This window comes from Pseudomonas sp. S1_G07 (genome assembly GCF_054668565.1).
Map to the genome: position 1 here is coordinate 2,400,646 of NZ_CP162778.1, position 19,295 is coordinate 2,419,940.

At 61.6% G+C, this 19,295-nt stretch carries 15 protein-coding genes; 3 read left to right on the forward strand and 12 right to left on the reverse strand.

The features are described 5' to 3' along the window. Positions 1–36 precede the first annotated feature (36 nt). Positions 37–2,541: a glycerol-3-phosphate 1-O-acyltransferase PlsB gene (gene plsB, locus AB4O05_RS10960; protein WP_460131005.1), complete on the reverse strand. Its 2,505-nt coding sequence runs from the start codon at positions 2,539–2,541 to the stop codon at positions 37–39. A gap of 184 nt (positions 2,542–2,725) precedes the next feature. Between plsB and AB4O05_RS10965 the strand changes: the two genes are divergently transcribed. Then, a complete protein-coding gene (locus tag AB4O05_RS10965) occupies positions 2,726–2,935 on the forward strand; it encodes a cold shock domain-containing protein (protein WP_460131004.1) in 210 nt (69 codons plus the stop codon). Between the two features lie 69 nt (positions 2,936–3,004). Here the strand turns inward: AB4O05_RS10965 and AB4O05_RS10970 are convergent, their stop codons facing one another. The 4 genes from AB4O05_RS10970 to AB4O05_RS10985 form a co-directional block, all read right to left on the reverse strand. Then, positions 3,005–3,382, reverse strand: a complete 378-nt coding sequence (locus AB4O05_RS10970; RefSeq protein ID WP_460131002.1) for a hypothetical protein — start codon at positions 3,380–3,382, stop codon at positions 3,005–3,007. Positions 3,383–3,436: 54 nt separating this feature from the next. After that, the gene (locus tag AB4O05_RS10975; RefSeq protein ID WP_460131001.1) at positions 3,437–4,246 is read right to left on the reverse strand and encodes a putative RNA methyltransferase; all 810 of its coding nucleotides are present in this window, start codon (positions 4,244–4,246) and stop codon (positions 3,437–3,439) included. Continuing rightward, entirely contained in the window at positions 4,246–5,397 is a 1,152-nt protein-coding gene (dapE, locus tag AB4O05_RS10980; protein ID WP_460130999.1) for a succinyl-diaminopimelate desuccinylase, read from the reverse strand. The genes AB4O05_RS10975 and dapE overlap by 1 nt, the downstream gene beginning before the upstream one ends. Before the next feature lie 228 nt (positions 5,398–5,625). After that, positions 5,626–8,217, reverse strand: a complete 2,592-nt coding sequence (locus AB4O05_RS10985) for a glycosyltransferase (protein WP_460130997.1) — start codon at positions 8,215–8,217, stop codon at positions 5,626–5,628. A 218-nt stretch (positions 8,218–8,435) separates the two neighbouring features. On the opposite strand from AB4O05_RS10985, the gene tcdA reads away from it, so the two are divergent. Next, complete coding sequence (gene tcdA / locus AB4O05_RS10990) at positions 8,436–9,248, forward strand: tRNA cyclic N6-threonylcarbamoyladenosine(37) synthase TcdA (RefSeq protein WP_460130996.1); 813 nt, start codon at positions 8,436–8,438, stop codon at positions 9,246–9,248. Positions 9,249–9,361: 113 nt separating this feature from the next. On the opposite strand, the gene AB4O05_RS10995 is transcribed toward tcdA, so the two are convergent. From AB4O05_RS10995 to AB4O05_RS11010, 4 genes are all read right to left on the reverse strand, one after another. After that, a complete protein-coding gene (locus tag AB4O05_RS10995) occupies positions 9,362–9,775 on the reverse strand; it encodes a SufE family protein (protein WP_460130994.1) in 414 nt (137 codons plus the stop codon). Continuing rightward, complete coding sequence (locus tag AB4O05_RS11000) at positions 9,772–10,977, reverse strand: aminotransferase class V-fold PLP-dependent enzyme (protein WP_460130991.1); 1,206 nt, start codon at positions 10,975–10,977, stop codon at positions 9,772–9,774. Before AB4O05_RS11000 ends, AB4O05_RS10995 begins: the two co-directional genes overlap by 4 nt. A 69-nt stretch (positions 10,978–11,046) precedes the next feature. Continuing rightward, complete coding sequence (gene dapD, locus AB4O05_RS11005) at positions 11,047–12,081, reverse strand: 2,3,4,5-tetrahydropyridine-2,6-dicarboxylate N-succinyltransferase (protein WP_460130989.1); 1,035 nt, start codon at positions 12,079–12,081, stop codon at positions 11,047–11,049. A 32-nt stretch (positions 12,082–12,113) separates the two neighbouring features. Next, complete coding sequence (locus tag AB4O05_RS11010) at positions 12,114–12,422, reverse strand: arsenate reductase (protein ID WP_241092152.1); 309 nt, start codon at positions 12,420–12,422, stop codon at positions 12,114–12,116. A gap of 267 nt (positions 12,423–12,689) precedes the next feature. Between AB4O05_RS11010 and AB4O05_RS11015 the strand changes: the two genes are divergently transcribed. Then, positions 12,690–14,339, forward strand: a complete 1,650-nt coding sequence (locus AB4O05_RS11015) for a Na+/H+ antiporter (protein ID WP_460130987.1) — start codon at positions 12,690–12,692, stop codon at positions 14,337–14,339. 14 nt (positions 14,340–14,353) lie between these two features. Here AB4O05_RS11015 and AB4O05_RS11020 read toward each other — a convergent pair whose 3' ends face one another. The 3 genes from AB4O05_RS11020 to AB4O05_RS11030 form a co-directional block, all read right to left on the reverse strand. Continuing rightward, entirely contained in the window at positions 14,354–15,268 is a 915-nt protein-coding gene (locus tag AB4O05_RS11020; protein WP_460130985.1) for a M12 family metallopeptidase, read from the reverse strand. Further along, positions 15,201–16,400 carry a succinyldiaminopimelate transaminase gene (dapC, locus tag AB4O05_RS11025; RefSeq protein WP_460130984.1) on the reverse strand — a complete coding sequence of 400 codons (1,200 nt, stop codon included), beginning with the start codon at positions 16,398–16,400 and terminating at the stop codon, positions 15,201–15,203. Before dapC ends, AB4O05_RS11020 begins: the two co-directional genes overlap by 68 nt. A 147-nt stretch (positions 16,401–16,547) precedes the next feature. After that, entirely contained in the window at positions 16,548–19,250 is a 2,703-nt protein-coding gene (locus tag AB4O05_RS11030) for a [protein-PII] uridylyltransferase (RefSeq protein ID WP_460130983.1), read from the reverse strand. Between the last annotated feature and the right edge of the window lie 45 nt (positions 19,251–19,295).

Below are 19,295 nucleotides of genomic sequence, written 5' to 3' on the forward strand. Positions count from 1 at the left end.
CAGCGGCGCCAGCATCCAACTGGCGCCTTGTTCAATCTAGCGGGTTTCTTCGGCTTCCACCGCAGCTTCGGCCGCGCCATCCACACGGTGCAAGGCCACCTGGCGGATCGACAGGCGAATCTCGGCCGGCAGCACGCGCTTGGCTGCGCCTTCGGCCAGCTCGCCGAGCAGGTCGTGATAGCTCAACTTGCCCGCCTCATCACGGCGCAGCACATCTTGCTCCAGCAAGGTCTGGATGAAATGTCGGAAAAGGCTCTTGTCGAAGAATTCCGGGGCGTTGAGGCCATGCAGAATCGACAGGCGCTGGGCCATGACGGTGCACAGGTCTTCCAGCTCTTCGGCGCTGATGCTGTTCTGGCCGCTGTTGAGCAGCAGCGAGATCGCCATATAGAAGCGTTGCAAGGTCTGGGCGATAGCCTTGGACAGCAGTGTCAGCAGCACGAAGTGTCGCGAACTCGGCGCCGGGCGCAGGTACATATCTTTCTCGAAGCGCAGCAGGCCCTGTTCGACAAATGCTTGCAGCCACTGATCGATGACCGTATCCAGTTCTTCCAGCGACCAGCGAATGAACAGCTCCGATTGCAGGTATGGGTAGAGTGCGTGGGTATAGCGCAGGATCTGTTCGCGGCTCATCCGCGAGCTGCTCTGGAAGAAGCTCGCCAGCAATGCCGGCAGGGCGAAGATGTGCAGCACGTTGTTGCGGTAATAGGTCATCAGGACGGCATTCTGCTCATCCAGGTACAGGATCTTGCCCAAGGCGTCGCTCTGTTCCGACAGCAGGTCCATGTCCTTGACGTGCTTGATCAGCGCCAGGCCATCGCCTTCGGGCAAGGTGGTGTGCGGCGAGTACGGCACGCGGCGCAACAGCGCCAGGTACAGGTCCAGCTGGCGGGCCATGGCCTGCTCATCCAGGGCCAGGCGCGTGGTCGACAAGAGCGCCAGGGCCACCAGGTTCACCGGGTTTACCGCCGCCGCTTCGTTCAAGTGGCGCGCCACCCGTTCGCCGAGGCGGTGGGTGGTTGCGTTGAGCCACGCCGGTTTGTAGTTCGGGCCCAGCTCCTGGGTGCGCCAGTCGGGTTGCTCGGCGTCGAGGAATTGCGCCAGTTTGATCGGCTCGCCGAAGTTGACCGCCACTTGGCCAAAGCGCTGCTTGAGCGCGCCGACCACTTTGAAAATATCGAAGATCGACTCTTTCTTCTTGCTCGCGCCGCGCAATTCACCGAGGTAAGTACGGCCTTCGAGCACGCGCTCATAGCCGATATACACCGGAACGAACACGATCGGCATGCGTGAGGAGCGCAGGAAGCTGCGCAGGGTGATCGCCAGCATCCCGGTTTTCGGCTGCAGCATGCGCCCGGTGCGCGAGCGCCCGCCTTCGACGAAGTACTCCACCGGAAAGCCCTTGGTGAACAGGGTGTGCAGGTATTCGTTGAACACCGAGGTGTACAGCGGGTTGCCTTTGAAGGTGCGGCGCATGAAAAACGCACCGCCACGACGCAGCAGGCTGCCGATGACCGGCATGTTCAGGTTGATACCGGCGGCGATATGCGGCGGGGTCAGGCCGTTCTTGAACAACAGGTAGGACAGCAACAGGTAGTCGATATGGCTGCGGTGGCAGGGCACATAGATCACCTCGTAGCCCTGGGCAACGTTTTGCACGCCTTCGATGTTATTGACCTTGATACCGTCGTAAATCTTGTTCCAGAACCAGCTCAGCACCACTTCCAGAAAGCGGATCGCGGTGTAGGTGTAGTCCGAGGCAATTTCGTTGCCGTAGCGCAGGGCCAGGGCCTTGGACTTTTCCGGGGAGATTTTCTCCCGCTCGGCCTCGTCGGCAATGGCCTGGCGCACCAATGGCATGTTCACCAGGCCTTTGACCAGGTTGCGACGGTGGGACAGGTCGGGGCCGATCACTGCGGTCTTCAGGTTACGAAAGTGCACACGCAGGATGCGTTGGGCCATGCGCACGGTGCGTTCTTGACCTTTATTGTGCTCGATCAATTCACGCAGGTTGATGGGCGCAGAGAATTGCACTCGGGTCTTGCGCCCCAGGATCAGGATGCTCAGCAGCCGGCGCAGGCGCCCGGTGACTGCCCAGCTGTCGGCAAACAGCAATTTCCACGGGCTGGACTCACTCTCGGGGGATTGGCCCCAGAACACGCTGACCGGAATGATTTGTGCATTCTCTTCGGCACGCTCGGTCAGGGTGTTGACCAGGCGGGTCAGCAGCGGCGGCGCGCCGCGTTTGTCCTGGCGGCCAAGCCAGTCCGGCTCCGGCGTCAGGTAGAAGAATGCCGCTGGCTCCATCAGCGGGCCCACCGATACCGGCAGCACCGGGCGCGGCAGGCCGGCCTTGGTGCATTCGGCGTCGACGACGGCCAGTTCGCTGAGGGAGGGCGATTGCAGGACGTAAAACACCGGCCGGCTGCGGTCCAGGTTAAGGGTGAGGGACGACTGGTTGATCGTCTCCGAGCGAACCCAGAGGTATAACAGTCGGCGCAAGGTGCCAAACACCAGACGGCGGAACGGGGAACGGGTCATAGGCGAACTGCGTGAGGTGGAAAAAAACCGAGCGGGCGCTCGGGCGAGTAGTGTGCCGTATTCGCCGAAAATCGGCAAAAAAGCAGCGATGTAAACTTGAGTTGCTCGTTTTTGAGCCTGTCTTATACTCGGCAGTTCAACGCGACTGACTCAACAATAAAAAACGCAGGTGGGAGAAAAACAGATGGCAACGCGCGAGACCGGTAGTGTGAAGTGGTTCAACGATGCAAAGGGCTATGGCTTTATTCAGCGTGAAGACGGCAAGGATGTGTTTGTGCACTACCGCGCCATTCGCGGTGACGGTCATCGTTCCCTTGCCGAAGGCCAACAGGTGGAATACGTCGTGGTGAGCGGCGAGAAGGGCTTGCAGGCGGAGGATGTGGTCGGCCTGTAGGCCGAGCGGCAAGTTTCAAGCTACAAGCTGCAAGCGCTTTGACTTGCAGCTTGTAGCTTTAAGCTGCTTTTAAGCCGTCTTCCAGGTGATCTGCTCTTCACCGTCTGCGCTGATGCGAATCCAGGTGTCAGCACTGTCCTCACCTTCTTCCTCGACCCACGTGCCCGGCGCGCAACGCACTTCCACGTTCAGCGCAGCAAACGCGGCGCGGGCGCAGGCGATGTCGTCTTCCCACGGGGTCTGGTCGCTTTCCAGGTACAGGCTGTTCCATTTGCCGACGGCCTTGGGCAGCCAGGTCACTGGCACGTCGCCGGCCTTGCACTTGTAGGTCTGGCCCTTCTGGACCCACTCGGTGCATGGACCCAGGGCGGCGCCTAGCCAGGCGGCGATGGCCTTGTAATCGACGTCGGCGTCTTTCAGGTAAATCTCAATATCGGGTTGGCGCATGGATGTTCCTCGTTGCGGGATTCGAAAATCCATTCGCGGATGCTTGAAAGTCGGTTATTGAAGCACGAAATAATCGTAGCGCATCGACACGGTGACCAGCAGCGGCTCGGCAGCCTCGATCACCTCGCTGCGGCGCTCGGCGCTGGCCCGCCAGCCATGAGGCGTCATGGCCAGCAGGTTGGCGCGGTCCTTGGGCTCGGCCAGGCTCAGGGTGAATTCCAGGGTTTCGCTGTGCGCCAGGCTCATGCCCTCGGGTACCAGTGCCAGATGCTTGTCGTCGGTGTACTCGCGCACTTCGTCGTACAGGCGCTCGCGCAGTTCCATCAGGTGGCCGCGGGTGGGGCCTACCTTCATCAGGCCGCCGCCAGGGCTGAGCAGGCGCTTGGCCTCCTGCCAGTCCAACGGGCTGAACACGCTGGCGAGGAACTGGCAGCTGGCATCGGCCAACGGCACACGGGCCATGCTGGCGATCAACCAGGTCAGCGCCGGGTTGCGCTTGCAGGCGCGCTTGACCGCTTCCTTGGAGATATCCAGCGCATAGCCGTCGGCCTGGGGCAGGGCGTCGGCGATTTGCGCGGTGTAGTAACCCTCGCCGCAACCGATGTCGACCCAACGCTGTGGCGCACGCTCGGCAGCCAGTTCCGCCAGGCGTCTGGCCACCGGCGCGTAGTGCCCGGCGTTGAGGAAGTCACGTCGCGCCTCGACCATGGCCAGGTTGTCGCCCGGGTCACGGCTGTTCTTGTGCTGCACCGGCAACAGGTTCAGGTAACCCTGGCGCGCGCGGTCGAAACGATGCCCGGCCGGGCACGCCACGCCATTGTCCACCGCGTTGAGCGGGGCGTTGCAAATGGGGCAGGCGAGCATCAGGCGAGCAACTTGATCAGAGTCTGGTAATAGATTTCGGTCAGCACATCGAGGTCGCTGGCGAGGATGCGCTCATTGACCTGATGGATCGTCGCGTTGACCGGGCCCAGCTCGACCACTTGGGTGCCGAGGGTGGCGATGAAACGCCCATCCGAGGTCCCGCCGCTGGTGGAGGCCTGGGTTTCGCGGCCGGTAATCGCCTTGATGCTGGCGGAGACGGCATCGAGCAAGGCGCCGGGTTCGGTAAGGAACGGCAGCCCCGACAGCGCCCACTCCACGTGCCAGTCCAGGCCATGTTTGTCGAGAATCGCCGCAACGCGCTGTTGCAGGCCTTCAACGGTGGACTCGGTGGAGAAGCGGAAGTTGAACACGGCCTTCAGGTCACCGGGGATCACGTTGGTGGCACCGGTGCCGGCATTGAGGTTGGAGATCTGGAAGCTGGTCGGCGGGAAGAACGCATTGCCGTCGTCCCAATGTTCGGCGGCCAGTTCCGCCAGGGCCGGCGCGGCCAGGTGGATCGGGTTCTTCGCCAGGTGCGGGTAGGCGACGTGGCCTTGTACGCCACGCACCGTCAGGGTGGCGCCGAGGGAGCCGCGGCGGCCGTTCTTGACCACATCGCCCACCAGGGTGGTGCTCGACGGTTCGCCGACAATGCACCAGTCCAGGCGCTCCTGGCGCGCGGCCAGGCGTTCGATCACGGCCTTGGTGCCGTGGTGCGCCGGGCCTTCTTCATCGCTGGTGATCAGGAAGGCGACCGAGCCCTTGTGGTCGGGGTAGTCGCTGACGAAGCGCTCCGCCGCCACCAGCATCGCGGCCAGGCTACCTTTCATGTCTGCCGCGCCACGCCCGCAGAGCATGCCGTTTTCGTCGATCAGGGCGTCGAACGGGTCGTTCTGCCAGGCTTGCACCGGGCCGGTGGGGACCACGTCGGTGTGGCCGGCAAAGCACAGCACCGGGCCGTCATGCTTGCCGTGGGTGGCCCAGAAGTTGTCCACGTCTTCGATGCGCATCGGCTCCAGCGCAAAACCAGCGTCGCCCAGGCGCTGCATCATCAGCTTCTGGCAGTCGGCATCGATCGGCGTGACCGAGGGGCGACGGATCAGGTCGATGGCAAGTTGAAGGGTCGGCGAAAGGTCGGCATGGGCCGTCATGGGGAAACTCCGAAAATCAAGGCGGCGACGTTCTAATTGACTGCAGGAGCGAGCTTGCTCGCGAAAAACGCAAGAGCACCGCGTTCATTCAGGATGTTCGCGTGATCGTTGACGATTTTCGCGAGCAAGCTCACTCCTACAGTCGTCGGGTGCAAGGCTTGCAAAACGGCCGTTATCTTATAGCAAAACGGCGGCCAGAGGCCGCCGTTTAGTGCGTTGCGCAAGTTTTTACACGGCGGTGACCGGCTCTGCCTTCGGTGCCGGTTTCGGCAGCGACGACAGGAACGCCATGATCAACGCCGCCACATACGGCAGTGATTGCACCAGCAGCATCACCACCCAGAAGCGCATGTCATTGCTCGGCAGGCCCTGCACCAGGTAGATCCCCAGTGCCGCGCCCCACAACAGCAGCATGATGAACATTTCTTCGCGGGCTTCGGAAATGGCTACCCAGAAGCCGTGGTTATCCGCGTTTTTCGGTGTACGAAAGAACGGAATACTGGTGGTGAAGAAGCCATACAGCACCGCCTTGGCGATGGTGTGGGACAACGCCAGGCCTGCCAGTGCCGCGCAGAACGCATCCTTAAGGTTCACGCCTACCGCACGACGGTAGAGGAAGATGATCTTGCCGACCTTGAACACAAACAGCGCCAACGGCGGGATTGCGAAGATCAACAGCGGCGGATCGACCCGCGTCGGGACGATGATCATCGCCGCCGACCACAACAGCGCGCCGACGGTGAAGAAGATGTTCATGCCGTCAGCCACCCACGGCAACCAGCCCGCCAGGAAGTGGTAGCGCTGGCCACGGGTCAGCTCGGTGTCCTTGCCGCGCAGCAGGCTGGCGGTGTGCCGCTTGATGATCTGGATGGCGCCGTAGGCCCAGCGGAAACGCTGTTTCTTGAAGTCGATAAAGGTATCCGGCATCAGGCCTTTGCCGTAGCTGTCGTGGTAATACGCCGCCGACAGGCCTTTCTCGAATACGCGCAGGCCCAATTCGGCGTCTTCACAGATGCACCAGTCGGCCCAGCCGAGTTCCTCGAGGACCGAGCGGCGGGTCATGGTCATGGTGCCGTGCTGGATGATCGCGTCGCGGTCGTTGCGGGTGACCATGCCGATATGGAAGAAACCTTTGTATTCGGCGTAGCAGAGCTTCTTGAAGGTGCTTTCGTTCTGGTCGCGGTAATCCTGCGGCGACTGCACCACAGCGATTTTCGGGTCGGCGAAGTGCGGCACCATGTGCTTGAGCCAGTTCGGTGACACGCAGTAGTCCGAGTCGATCACCGCGATCACTTCGGCATCCTTGGCGGTATGCGGGATCAGGTAGTTCAGCGCGCCGCCCTTGAAACCGGCCAGGGGCGCGACGTGGAAGAACTTGAAGCGCGGGCCCAGGGTTTCGCAGTAGTCGCGCACCGGTTCCCAAACGGCAGGGTCCTTGGTGTTGTTGTCGATGATCAGGACTTCGTAGTCCGGGTAATCGAGGGCGGCCAGGGCATCGAGGGTCTGTTTGACCATTTCCGGCGGCTCGTTGTAGCACGGCACGTGGATCGACACTTTCGGGCGGTAGTCCGAATCCCCTACCACGGGCAGAAATTCACGCCGACGTTTGTGGGTCCACACCGCTTCCGCCAGTTCGTGGGCCTCGGTCAGCAGCACGATAAACACGCCCAGGGCGCCGAGAGCCAAGAGAATGCCCACGGTGACACTGAACCAGGTGCTGTATTGCTGGCTGTAGTCGTAGCCGATCCATACCAGCACCGAACCGCACAGGAACGCGATAAAGGTCAGGAAGGTACGGCCGCGCTGTCGCAAGGCCGAGCCGTCGATCATCAGCAGGGTCAGCGACAGCAGCGCGAGCACCACCGAACCGATGGCCAGCACGCGCCATTGCGGGATCGCGACCACCGGTCCTTCAAAGTTGAATTTCTGCTGGCGCGCGGCGTTGAACACGCCCCAATAGGCGCCTGCCGAGCCTTCATCGCTGACTTTCCATGGCTGGTCGAAGGCCTCGATCACAAAGTAGTTGAAACCCTGGCGATTGAGCTTGTTCACCAATGTGCGCAGGTAAATCGCCTGGTCCGCCGGGGACGATTCATTGCCACCGCGCATGCGGCCGTTACTTGGCCAGCCCACTTCCGACAGCAGCAGCGGCTTTTTCGGGAACATTTTCTTCAGGTCCCTGGCGCGGTCGAGTACGTACTGGCCGGCCTTGTCCATCGGAATGTATTCCCAGAACGGCAGGATGTGCGCGGCGATCAGATCGACGTGCTTGGCCAGTTGCGGGTTCTTTTCCCAGATGTGCCATTGCTCGGAGGTGGTCACCGGCACTTTCACGGCGGCGCGTACCCGGTCGAGCAGCACGATCAGTGCTTCAGGGGTGATTTCTTTACGAAACAACGCTTCGTTACCCACCACCACCCGCACGACGCTGCGCGAAGTGTTGGCAATCTCGATGGCGCGCTGGATCTCGCGTTCGTTGCGTTCCAGGTCCGGGCTGATCCAGATGCCCAGGGTCACTCGCAGGCCGAACTCTTCCGCCAGCTTGGGAATGTCCTGCAGGGTGCCGTCGACGGAGTAGGTACGGATGTTGTCCGTCAGCTTGCTCATGATCGCAAGGTCCTGACGCATCTGCTCGTCGGTGGGGTACTGGTCTTTTTGCGGGTACTGGCCTTGCTGGAACGGCGAGTAAGAGAAACCGGAGATCTGCTCAGGCCAGTTGGGAGCGCTGACCGGGCGGTTGATCAGCGCCCAGAAGCCGGTGAACAGCGCGGCAATTGCCAGCACCACCACCAGGTTGAGTCCAAATTTACGCGATGCCATGGTTATGTCGGGTTCCAAAAGGTGTGGAACGAAAAGAGGTGCCGGCCTGCGCCGAACGGCGCGCATCCTACACCGGCCTTCCTCTAAGCGTATAGCAGACAGAGAAAAGCCGGACGTTAGTCAGCGAAAGGACATCTAAGTTCTTTACTTGTAGCTTGTAGCTTAAAACTTGTCGCTGCGTAGCCCTATAATGCGCGCCGGTTTTTGGGGTAATGGTCATGAGTACAGAAGATCCACGGTTTGCAGGCGTCGCCCGCTTGTATGGCATTGAAGGCCTGGAACGCTTGAAAGCGGCCCATGTGGCAATCGTCGGCGTCGGCGGCGTCGGCTCCTGGGCAGCCGAAGCCATGGCCCGGTGCGGGGTGGGCGAGATTTCGCTGTTCGACCTGGACGACGTTTGCGTCAGCAACAGCAACCGCCAGTTGCACGCTCTGGACAGCACCGTTGGCAGACCCAAGGTCGAAGTGATGGCAGAGCGCCTGCGCGCTATCAACCCGGCGTGCACCGTGCATGCGGTGGCGGACTTCGTCACCCGCGACACCATGGCCGAGTACATCACTCCTGACATCGACTGCGTGATCGACTGCATCGATGCGGTCAACGCCAAGGCCGCCCTGATTGCCTGGTGCAAACGTCGCAAGATCCAGATCATTACCACCGGCGGCGCTGGCGGGCAGATTGACCCGACGTTGATCCAAGTGTGCGACCTGAACCGCACCTTCAACGACCCGCTGGCTTCGAAGGTGCGCTCTACCTTGCGCCGCGACTATGGTTTCTCGCGTACCGTGACCCGCCACTACAGCGTGCCGTGCGTGTTTTCCAGCGAGCAACTGCGCTATCCCAAGCCGGACGGCAGCATTTGTTTGCAGAAGAGCTTTGTCGGTGACGGGGTGAAGCTGGACTGCGCCGGCGGGTTTGGCGCGGTGATGATGGTCACGGCCACCTTCGGCATGGTGGCGGCGACCAAGGCGGTGGACAAGATTGTGGCCGGGGTGCGTAGGCCTTCGGAGCGGGTCAAACCCACTGAATGATTACTGCCTGATATGGATCGAAATGTGGGAGCGGGCTTGTTCGCGAAAGCAGAGTGTCAGTCGCTGCATCATTGACTGATCCAGCGCATTCGCGAGCAAGCCAGCTCCCACATTTAGTTTTGTGTATGGCTGAGTTCGCGCATGCGCTGCAACACTGCATTCAAACCATTGCTGCGCGACGGCGACAACTGTCGCGACAGGCCTAGTTGCGCAAACCAATCCGGCAAATCAACCGCCTGCAACTCAGCCGCCGACAAGCCATTGACCCGCGCCAGCAGCAACGACACCAAACCACGAATCATCCGCGCATCGCTGCTGGCGGCAAATTGCCAATGGCCTTCCTGCAAGCGCCCCACCAGCCACACCAGGCTTTCACAACCTTGCACCAGGTTGGCGTCGACCTTATCTTCAGTCGCCAACGCAGGCAGGCGCTCGCCCCACTGCATCAGCATTCGCGCGCGCTGCTCCCAACTGCCGACGGCCTGAAAAGCCTCGAGCGCGGCCACCGCTTCCGCCGGCAGGCTCATCGCAGCATCTCCAGCGCCTGGTCCAGCGCTTCGAAGAAGCGTTCCAGGTCGTCGGAGTCGTTGTACAGCGCCAGGGATACCCGGATCGCGCCCGACAAGTGCATCGCCTTGAGCAGCGGCATTGCGCAGTGGTGCCCGGCACGCACGGCAATGCCTTGCTCGGTCAGCAGGTGTGCAAGGTCGGCGTTGTGCACGCCGTCCACCACGAAGCTGACCAGCGCCACCTGCGGCGAGCCCAGCACGCGCACGCCGTTGCGTGCTTTCAAACCGCGCAACAGGTAGTCATGCAGGGCGGCTTCGTGGGCGATCACCGCCGGTTGATCCAGCGAGCCCAGGTAATCCAGGGTTGCCCCGAGGCCGATCACGCTGGCGATCGGCGGAGTACCGGCTTCGAAACCGAGAGGCGCGGGGCGAAAGCTGGCACTTTGGTAGTCCGCCTGCTGCACCATTTCGCCACCGAACTGCCAGTGGCGCAGGTGATGCAAGGCGTCGTGGCGGCCGTAGAGCACGCCGACGCCGTCCGGGCCGTAGAGCTTGTGGCTGGAAAAGACATAGAAATCACAGCCCAGGGCCTGCACGTCGTGGCGGCCATGGACGATGCCCTGGGCGCCGTCCACCACGGTCAGGGCGCCGTGTGCCTGAGCCAGCGCGCGCAATGCCTGCAGGGGCTGCCAGGCGCCCAGCACGTTGGACAGCTGGCTCACCGCCAGCAACCGCGTGCGTGGGCCGATCAATTCGGCGGCGGCTTGCAGGTCAATCACGCCGTCATCACCCAGCGGCAATACCACCAGCGTGAGTGCTCGACGTTTGGCCAGTTGCTGCCAGGGCAGCAGGTTGGCGTGGTGTTCCAGGGCGCTGATGACAATCTCATCGCCCGCATTGAATAAGTGCTCAAGGCCATAGGCCAGGAGGTTCAGCGCAGAGGTTGCGCCGTGGGTAAACACGATTTGCCCGCTGTCACCTGCGTTCAACCACTGTGCAACCTTGCTGCGACTGTCTTCAAAGGCCTGGGTCGCGTGCGCCCCCGGCAGATGTTGGGCACGGTGCACATTGGCGGCGCCATTGGCGTAGTAATGGCTGATTGCGTCCAGCAGGGCTTGAGGTTTTTGCGTGGTGGCGGCGCTGTCCAGATAGGTCTGGTCTTGCCGTTGCAGCGTGGCGATGGCCGGAAAGTCGGCGCGCCAGAGGGAGGGCACAAGCATGTGATCAATACTCGTATAAGCGGGCCGTGCCCCGAAAGACACGGCCCGCCAGTGGCATCGAGTGGCTGCTTAGTTGTGAGCGTGCAGCGCTTCGTTCAGTTCGACGGCCGATTTGTGGGTTTTGCATTCCACGGCACCGGTCTCGGAGTTACGGCGGAACAGCAGGTCCGCCTGGCCGGCCAGTTCGCGCGCCTTTACCACTTTGACCAGTTGGTTCTGCTCGTCCAGCAGTGCAACCTTGGTGCCGGCGGTGACGTACAGGCCCGATTCCACGGTGTTGCGGTCGCCCAACGGGATACCGATACCGGCGTTGGCGCCGATCAGGCAGCCTTCGCCGACCTTGATCACGATGTTGCCGCCGCCCGACAGAGTGCCCATGGTGGAGCAACCGCCACCCAGGTCCGAGCCCTTGCCGACGAACACGCCCGCCGAGACGCGGCCTTCGATCATGCCCGGGCCTTCGGTGCCAGCGTTGAAGTTGACGAAGCCTTCGTGCATCACAGTGGTGCCTTCGCCCACATACGCACCCAGGCGCAGACGCGCGGCGTCAGCGATACGCACACCGGCGGGGACTACGTAGTCGGTCATTTTCGGGAATTTGTCCACCGAGAACACTTCCAGTAGCTCGCCACGCAGACGCGCTTCCAGTTGGCGTTCGGCCAGTTCCGCGATGTCGATCGCGCCCTGGCTGGTCCAGGCCACGTTCGGCAGTTGCGGGAACACACCGGCCAGGTTCAGGCCGTGGGGCTTGACCAGGCGATGGGACAGCAGGTGCAGCTTGAGGTAGGCCTCGGGGGTGGAGGTCAGGGCCGCGTCTTCGGCCAGCAGGGTGGCGACCAGCGGCGTGTGGCTTTCTGCCAGACGGCTCAGCAGGGCGGCCTGAGCTGTGTCGACGCCTTTGAGGGCGTCAGCCAGTTGCAGGGCCTGGGTGACGGTGAAGGTGATGGCCTGATTGCCCTCGGTGTAACCGAGGATCGGCGCGATGGCTGCGACGATTTCAGCCGACGGGTTAAGCAACGGTTGTGCGTAAAACACTTCCAGCCAAGCACCTTGGCGGTTCTGAGTGCCGACGCCGAAGCCCAGGCTGAACAGGGAATGGGACATGCTGTTACCTCTACAAAAATGGAATGGCTGGCCTACTTGAGGGCCGCCGAATAACTATCTGGCTTGAAGCCAATCAGGGTTCTGTCACCGAGATCGAGCACTGGGCGCTTGATCATCGACGGTTGTGCGAGCATCAATTCAATGGCTTTCGACTGATCGAGATCGGCTTTGCGTTCGTCTTCGAGTTTGCGAAAGGTGGTGCCCGCACGGTTCAACACCACCTGCCAACCGTGCTCGTTGCACCATTGGGTCAAGTGTTCGCGGTCGATACCGGCTGTTTTGTAGTCGTGGAACTCATAGCTCAGCGCGTGCTCATCGAGCCAGGTGCGCGCTTTCTTCATGGTGTCGCAGGCTTTGATGCCGAAAAGGTGCAACGTTTTGCTTGAAGCGGTCAAGGAATTGCCCCCCTTTGGGCTGATGAAAGTGAAAAGGTCACGGATTATGCCACGCCCAGCGGTTTTGGGTGCCGCTTGTCAACCGCGCCTGCACCCGCGTGCGACGTTTGTGCAAAAGCCTTCGCGCAGCATAGGCAGCTAATATGGCACTTCAACGGCGATGTGTTGCCTGATGTGTGTCGTTGCAAGTCGATTGTCCGGGAACCCCGCGTTATGCAAACCGCCTACACCGTTCTTATCCTGCTGATGCTGGTCAGTGTTTCGCGTCTGGTCGGGCGTGTCATTCCGCTACCCTTGCCGTTGGTGCAGATCGCTGCCGGTGCCCTGCTGGCCTGGCCGACGCTGGGGTTGCATGTGGCACTGGACCCGGAGCTGTTCCTGTTTCTGTTCCTGCCGCCGTTGCTGTTTTCCGATGGCTGGCGCATGCCCAAGCGTGAGTTGTGGCGCCTGCGCGGGCCGATCCTGACGCTGGCCGTGGGGTTGGTGCTGTTTACTGTGGTGGGAGCCGGTTACTTCATTCATTGGATACTGCCTACGATTCCGCTGTCGGTAGCCTTCGCCCTGGCAGCCGTGTTGTCGCCGACGGATGCCGTGGCGGTGTCGGCCATTTCCCAGAACCGCTTGCCCACGCCACTGATGCACATGCTCCAGGGCGAGGCCTTGATGAATGATGCGTCGGGCCTGGTGACGTTCAAGTTCGCCTTGGCCGCGGCGTTGACGGGCGTGTTTTCCCTGGCCGATGCAGGCCTGACCTTTGTGCTGGTGGCCGTCGGTGGCCTGGCGGTTGGGGTGGCATTAAGTTGGTTGGTCGGTCGCTTGCGTGCCTGGATGATCGCTCGGGGCTGGGACGACCCGGCAACGCATGTGGTGTTTATGTTGCTGTTGCCGTTTGCTGCCTATGTATTGGCTGAGCGCCTGGGCGCATCGGGCATTCTCTCGGCCGTCGCGGCGGGCATGATGCAAAGCTGGCTCGACCTGCTGCCACGCCAGACCAGTACGCGCCTGCTCAACCGCAGCGTCTGGTCGTTGCTGGAGTTTGCCTTCAATGGCTTGATCTTCCTGCTGCTGGGCCTGCAACTGCCGGACATTATCAAGGCGGTGGTCAGCCATGAGTCGACGCTGTGGCCGACCCTGCTGTATCGCTGCCTGGACGTGATTGCGATTTTCCTGGTGCTGGTGGTGCTGCGTTTTATCTGGGTACAGAGCATCTGGAGGCTGTCGGGGTTATTGCGCCGCCTGCGTGGGAAAAGCGAGCTGACGCTGGTACCCACCGCCCGGTCCTGCTGGCTGTTGACGGTCGGCGGGGTGCGCGGTGCGGTGACGTTGGCGGGTGTGATGTCGGTGCCTTTGTGGCTGGCGCCGGGCAAAGACTTCCCCGAGCGCGATCTGCTGATCTTTATTGCGGCCGGGGTGATCCTGCTTTCACTGATCGCCGCCTGCATCGCCTTGCCACTGTTGTTGCGTGGCATCGAAAAGAGCCCTGATGAGAAGCGTCACAATGAAGTGCGTGAAGCGTGGAAAAAGACTGCGGTGGCCGCCATCCATGCCTTGGAGACCGACGAGCCCGCGGGGGGCGACACCCAGGATGCGGCCCAGGCCGCATTGGCCGCTGAGCTCAAGGCGCGGTTGATGTCGGAGTATCGCCATCAGCTTGATGTGTTCAACGACTCGGCCGAAGCCCAGGCACTGGCACGGCAGATGGACCTGCTTGAGCGCAAATTACGCCTCAAGGCCCTGCGCGCGCAGCGGTTGGAGTTGTACAGCCTGAGCCGTCATCACCAGATTGGTGATGACGTGTTGCGAGAGGTATTGGCAGAACTGGACATGAGCGAGGCGAACCTGGGGACGTTGACCCCTGGATAGCCTGCGGCTTCTGGTCATTGCGCCGACTTGGAATCATCGCTTTGAAAGCGTCCGGGAGTGTAAAGCTTGCGGATGATTTTCTTGTCTGCGTCTGATAAGGAATCATTGGTCGCAACCCCTCTATTATCTGTAGTTGCGCTGGGGTCGATGGGATAGTGCATCACGGATTTTTTATCGTAGGCCGTGATGAGCAGACCGTCTCCGGTCAGGAGTTTGAACAGGTTGTGGTAAACGTATTCTTGGTCCCAGTTGTTGTTTTGCTTGGCGGCTGTGGATACAGCCTCCTCGTTCCAATTGATGTCGTGCTCTGGATGTTGATGTTCATGTTCAAGTCCCAGTGCATGCCCGATCTCATGCAAGGCTATCCGACGAAACTCTTTTGAGTTGTCGTTCCTGTCCAAATGCATCGTGGGCTCACCTTGGGGCACGTCTTTCGCGTCGGTACCCAACATGGACCAGTTGCCTTTCAGTCCTTCGTCATCGGAGATGCGAATGTCACCCTCTTTGCCATGGGTAATTTGAAAGCGAAGCGCGGGGGTGTGATGAGCCCACTCCCTGAGCGCATCGATTACCAGCGCATTGCTTTTCGCATCTCTCAAATCCAGTGCAACGGTGATGACGCCGTCGGGCCATCGTTTGTTGGTCTCGGCAACGCCTCTTTTTTTCGTTCGACGCGCGCTGGCGCTGCATTGCCGTCGTCGTGAGTGGGCGCGGGAGGGGTGAACGATGTCGGGATGGTGATGTTCATTGACTCGACTCCTGAAATAGGTTTCAGGTGGTGGTGATCGTCGAGTAAAGAGTTCCTTGTTCTGATCAACAAACGGGCCCGCACTGCATTGCACAGTGCGGGTGTCGAAGTGCTTATTTGTGGCGCTGGATAAAGTCCCTGATTCGCTCAGCCGCTTCCACGCACTCTGCCAGCGGCGCAACCAGCGCCAGGCGCACGCGCCCGGCACCCGGGTTGAAACCATCCACTTCCCGCGACAGGTACGAGCCCGGCACCACGGTCACGTGTTCTTCCACGTACAAGTCCCGGCAGAACGCCGCGTCGTCGCCATTCACATTGGGCCACAGGTAGAACCCGCCGTCGGGGTGTTGCACATCCAGCACCGGCTTGAGGATCGCCAGCACCGCGTCGAATTTCTCGCGGTACAGGTCACGGTTGGCCAGTACATGGGCTTCGTCCTGCCAGGCGGCGATGCTGGCCAGCTGGGTTTGTACCGGCATCGCGCAACCGTGATAGGTGCGGTACAGCAGGAAGGCCTTGAGGATCTCGGCGTCGCCGGCTACGAACCCGGAGCGCAGGCCCGGCAGGTTGGAGCGCTTGGACAGGCTGTGGAACACCACGCAGCGCTTGAAGTCCTGGCGACCCAGTTCGACGCAGGCGCTCAGTAGGCCTGGCGGCGGGGTTTGCTCGTCGAAGTACAGCTCGCTGTAGCACTCGTCGGCGGCGATCACGAAGTCGTATTCGTCGGCCAGGGCAATGAGTTTTTTCAGGGTTTCGACCGGGATCAGCGCGCCGGTCGGGTTGCCGGGGGAACACAGGAACAGGATCTGGCAGCGTTTCCAGATGTCTGGCGTCACGGCGTCGAAATCCGGGTTGAAGCCATTGGCGTCCAGGCAGGGCAGGTAGTGCGGTTTGGCCCCGGCCAGGAGCGCGGCGCCTTCGTAGATCTGGTAGAACGGGTTCGGGCTCACCACCAGCGCGTCGTCGCCACGGTTGACCACGGTCTGGGTGAAGGCGAACAGTGCTTCGCGGGTGCCGTTGACCGGCAGGATGTTGCGCGCCGGGTCCAGCCAGTCCTTGGGCACGTTGAAGCGGCGTTCGCACCAGGCACCAATGGCCTCGCGCAGTGCAGGAATGCCCAGGGTGGTGGGGTACACCGCCATCTGGTCGAGGTTGTTGCTCAGGGCCTCGGCCACGAACGTCGGGGATGTGTGCTTGGGCTCGCCGATGGACAGTGCAATCGGGCGCTTGTCCGGGGTCGGCGTGACGCTGCCCAGCAGGGCGCGCAATTTCTCGAACGGGTAGGGCTGCAGTTGGTTCAGGGCGTTGTTCATAAGGGCCTCGATCAGGATGAGGACGGCTTTTTGTGGGAGCTGGCTTGCCTGCGATGCGGGCACTCGGTGTATCAGCCATACCGAGTCGATGCCATCGCAGGCAAGCCAGCTCCCACAGGACCGTGCCCACTGGGACGTTAAATTAATTCAAATGGTCAGTCTGGTCAGTTCGACGCCCGGTTCCTGGGGCACGCTCAGCTGCTGCACGATCGCCGCCTGCAGGCGCAGGCACAGTTCCGGGTCGGACAGCGGCTGGTTATCGGCATCGGTGATGAAAAACACGTCTTCCACCCGCTCGCCGAGGGTCGCAATCTTGGCGTTCTGCAACGACAGGTCGAATTCCAGGAAGATCCCGCCGATGCGGGCCAGCAGGCCCGGGCGATCCGGGGCGCTGAGTTCCAGCACCGTGACCGGGCGCTGCGCATCGTTGGAGATGGTGACCTGCGGTGCAAAGGCAAAATGCTTGAGCTGGCGCGGCACTCGACGTTGGATGATGGTCGGGTAGTCGTCCGGGTTGCGCAGGGCTTCATTCAGGCCGTCGCGGATCTTTTTCACCCGCGCCGGGTTATCGCCGATGGACTCGCCTTCGGTGTCGAGCACGATGTAGGTGTCGAGGGTGAACTGGCTGCTGGAGGTGATGACCCGAGCGTCATGAATGTTCAGGTTGAGCTGGTCCATGGCTGCCACGGTCACCGCGAAGAAGTCGTGCTGGTCGGGTGCGTAGATGAAGATCTGCGTGCCGCCTTCGAACTCGCGCTGGGTGGTTTCCTTGATCAGCACCAGTGGGCCGCCGTCGGCGGGCTGCTGCAGGATCGCATCGGTGTGCCAGGCCACATCACCGGCGGTGTGGCGCAGGAAGTAGTCGTCACCCAGTTGCGACCACAGTTGCTCGACGTCATCCGGGTCGTTGCCGCCGCGTACCAGGATATCCAGGGCTGCGCTTTGGGTACGGCGGATCTGCTCTTCGCGGTCCACCGGGTTCTCCAGGCCGCGGCGCAGGGCGCGCTTGGTCTCGGTGTACAGCTGGCGCAACAGGCTCGCGCGCCAGGAGTTCCACAAGGTGGGGTTGGTGGCGTTGATGTCGGAGACGGTCAGCACGTACAGGTAGTCGAGGCGGGTTTCATCGCCGACGATCTGCGCGAAGTCGTGGATCACCTGCGGGTCGGACAAGTCCTTGCGCTGGGCGGTGGTCGACATCACCAGGTGGTTCTGCACCAGCCAGACGATCAGGCGGCTGTCCCACTGCGGCAACTGGTGGCGCTGGCAGAACGCCTCGGCGTCGACCGCGCCGACCTCCGAGTGGTCGCCATGCCGGCCCTTGCCGATATCGTGGTAAAGCCCGGCCAGGTAAATCAGCTCGGGCTTGGGTAGCTTGGCCATCAGCTTACTGGCCAGCGGGAATTTCTCTGATACCTGGGTGTATTGCAATTTGCGCAGGTGCTTGATCAGGTTCAGGGTGTGGGCGTCCACGGTATAGATGTGGAACAGGTCATGTTGCATCTGCCCGACGATAAAGCCGAATTCCGGCAAATAGCGCCCGAGAATGCCGTAGCGGTTCATGCGGCGCAGGTTGCGGTGGATACCGATCTTGCACTTGAACAGCTCGATGAACAGGCTGGTGTTGCGGATATCGTTGCGAAAGTCGTCGTCGATCAGATGACGGTTTTCCCGCAGCAGGCGGATGGTGTCGGCGCGGACGCCCTTGATTTCCGGCTGCTGGGCCATCAGTACGAAGATTTCCAGCATGGCGAACGGCGTGCGGTGGAACACATGGTCGCTGCGCGCTTCGATATAGCCGTCGTGCAGCTGAAAGCGCGCATTGATCGGCTGCGGCGGCGCCTCGTCTTCAGGGGCCAGGATCACCTCTTCGAAGTGCTGGATGATCAGGTCGCTGAGCTGGGCAATGCTCATGACCACCCGGTAGTACTGCTGCATGAAGCTTTCGATGCTGGTCTTCGCGTCTTCGCCTTCAAAGCCCAGCAGGGTGGCGATGGAGCGCTGGTGATCGAACAGCAGGCGGTCTTCGGAGCGACCCGCCAGCATGTGCAGGGCGTAGCGCACTTTCCACAGGAACTCCTGGGAGGAGGCGAGCAGGGCGTTTTCGCTCTCCACCAAAAAACCTTCGCCGGCCAGGGCCCGCAGGTTCAGGGTGCCGTACTGGCGACGGGCGACCCACAAGATCGTCTGGATATCGCGCAGCCCGCCCGGCGAGCCTTTGACGTTGGGCTCCAGGTTGTATTCGGTGTCGTTGTATTTGTGGTGACGGGCCTTCTGCTCGGCGCGCTTGGCCAGGAAAAAGTCTTTGCTCGGCCACATGTGAGCGGTGCTGGTGACTTCCAGCATGCGTTGGCGCAGGCGCTCGGGGCCGGCAATGGTGCGGCTTTCCATCAGGTTGGTGATGACGGTCAGGTCGGCGCGGGCTTCTTCGGCGCATTCGTCCACCGAGCGCACGCTTTGGCCGACTTCCAGGCCAATGTCCCACAGCAGCGTGAGAAAACGCTCAATGGAATCGCGAAAGATCTCATGATCGGCACTGTCCAGCAGGATCAGCAGGTCGATGTCGGAGTAGGGATGCAGTTCGCCGCGACCGTAGCCGCCGACGGCCACCAGGGCGATATCGGCGTCTTCGCTCCAGTTGAACTGTTCCCAGGCCTTTTGCAGGATGTTATCGACGAACCAGGCGCGGTCCTCGATCAGCCGGCGGATGTCCCGGCCGCTGCGAAAGCGCGCATCGAGCACTTCGCGGGCCTGGCGGATCGCCTTCTTGAAAGCGGCGATGGGGCTCGCCTTCAGGGCCAGTTCGGCCTGGAACTGGCCACGGTCGAAGAGTTCGGGGTCCACCTGGGGCATCGATCGGCTTTCCTTCTATCTATCAGTCAGTCACAACACGCTGTG

Bases quoted from the DNA above. Each gene is read 5' to 3' on its own strand.
- plsB (WP_460131005.1), bottom strand. From the start codon at position 2,541: ATGACCCGTTCCCCGTTCCGCCGTCTGGTGTTTGGCACCTTGCGCCGA.
- AB4O05_RS10965 (WP_460131004.1), top strand. From the start codon at position 2,726: ATGGCAACGCGCGAGACCGGTAGTGTGAAGTGGTTCAACGATGCAAAG.
- AB4O05_RS10970 (WP_460131002.1), bottom strand. From the start codon at position 3,382: ATGCGCCAACCCGATATTGAGATTTACCTGAAAGACGCCGACGTCGAT.
- AB4O05_RS10975 (WP_460131001.1), bottom strand. From the start codon at position 4,246: ATGCTCGCCTGCCCCATTTGCAACGCCCCGCTCAACGCGGTGGACAAT.
- dapE (WP_460130999.1), bottom strand. From the start codon at position 5,397: ATGACGGCCCATGCCGACCTTTCGCCGACCCTTCAACTTGCCATCGAC.
- AB4O05_RS10985 (WP_460130997.1), bottom strand. From the start codon at position 8,217: ATGGCATCGCGTAAATTTGGACTCAACCTGGTGGTGGTGCTGGCAATT.
- tcdA (WP_460130996.1), top strand. From the start codon at position 8,436: ATGAGTACAGAAGATCCACGGTTTGCAGGCGTCGCCCGCTTGTATGGC.
- AB4O05_RS10995 (WP_460130994.1), bottom strand. From the start codon at position 9,775: ATGAGCCTGCCGGCGGAAGCGGTGGCCGCGCTCGAGGCTTTTCAGGCC.
- AB4O05_RS11000 (WP_460130991.1), bottom strand. From the start codon at position 10,977: ATGCTTGTGCCCTCCCTCTGGCGCGCCGACTTTCCGGCCATCGCCACG.
- dapD (WP_460130989.1), bottom strand. From the start codon at position 12,081: ATGTCCCATTCCCTGTTCAGCCTGGGCTTCGGCGTCGGCACTCAGAAC.
- AB4O05_RS11010 (WP_241092152.1), bottom strand. From the start codon at position 12,422: ATGAAGAAAGCGCGCACCTGGCTCGATGAGCACGCGCTGAGCTATGAG.
- AB4O05_RS11015 (WP_460130987.1), top strand. From the start codon at position 12,690: ATGCAAACCGCCTACACCGTTCTTATCCTGCTGATGCTGGTCAGTGTT.
- dapC (WP_460130984.1), bottom strand. From the start codon at position 16,400: ATGAACAACGCCCTGAACCAACTGCAGCCCTACCCGTTCGAGAAATTG.
- AB4O05_RS11030 (WP_460130983.1), bottom strand. From the start codon at position 19,250: ATGCCCCAGGTGGACCCCGAACTCTTCGACCGTGGCCAGTTCCAGGCC.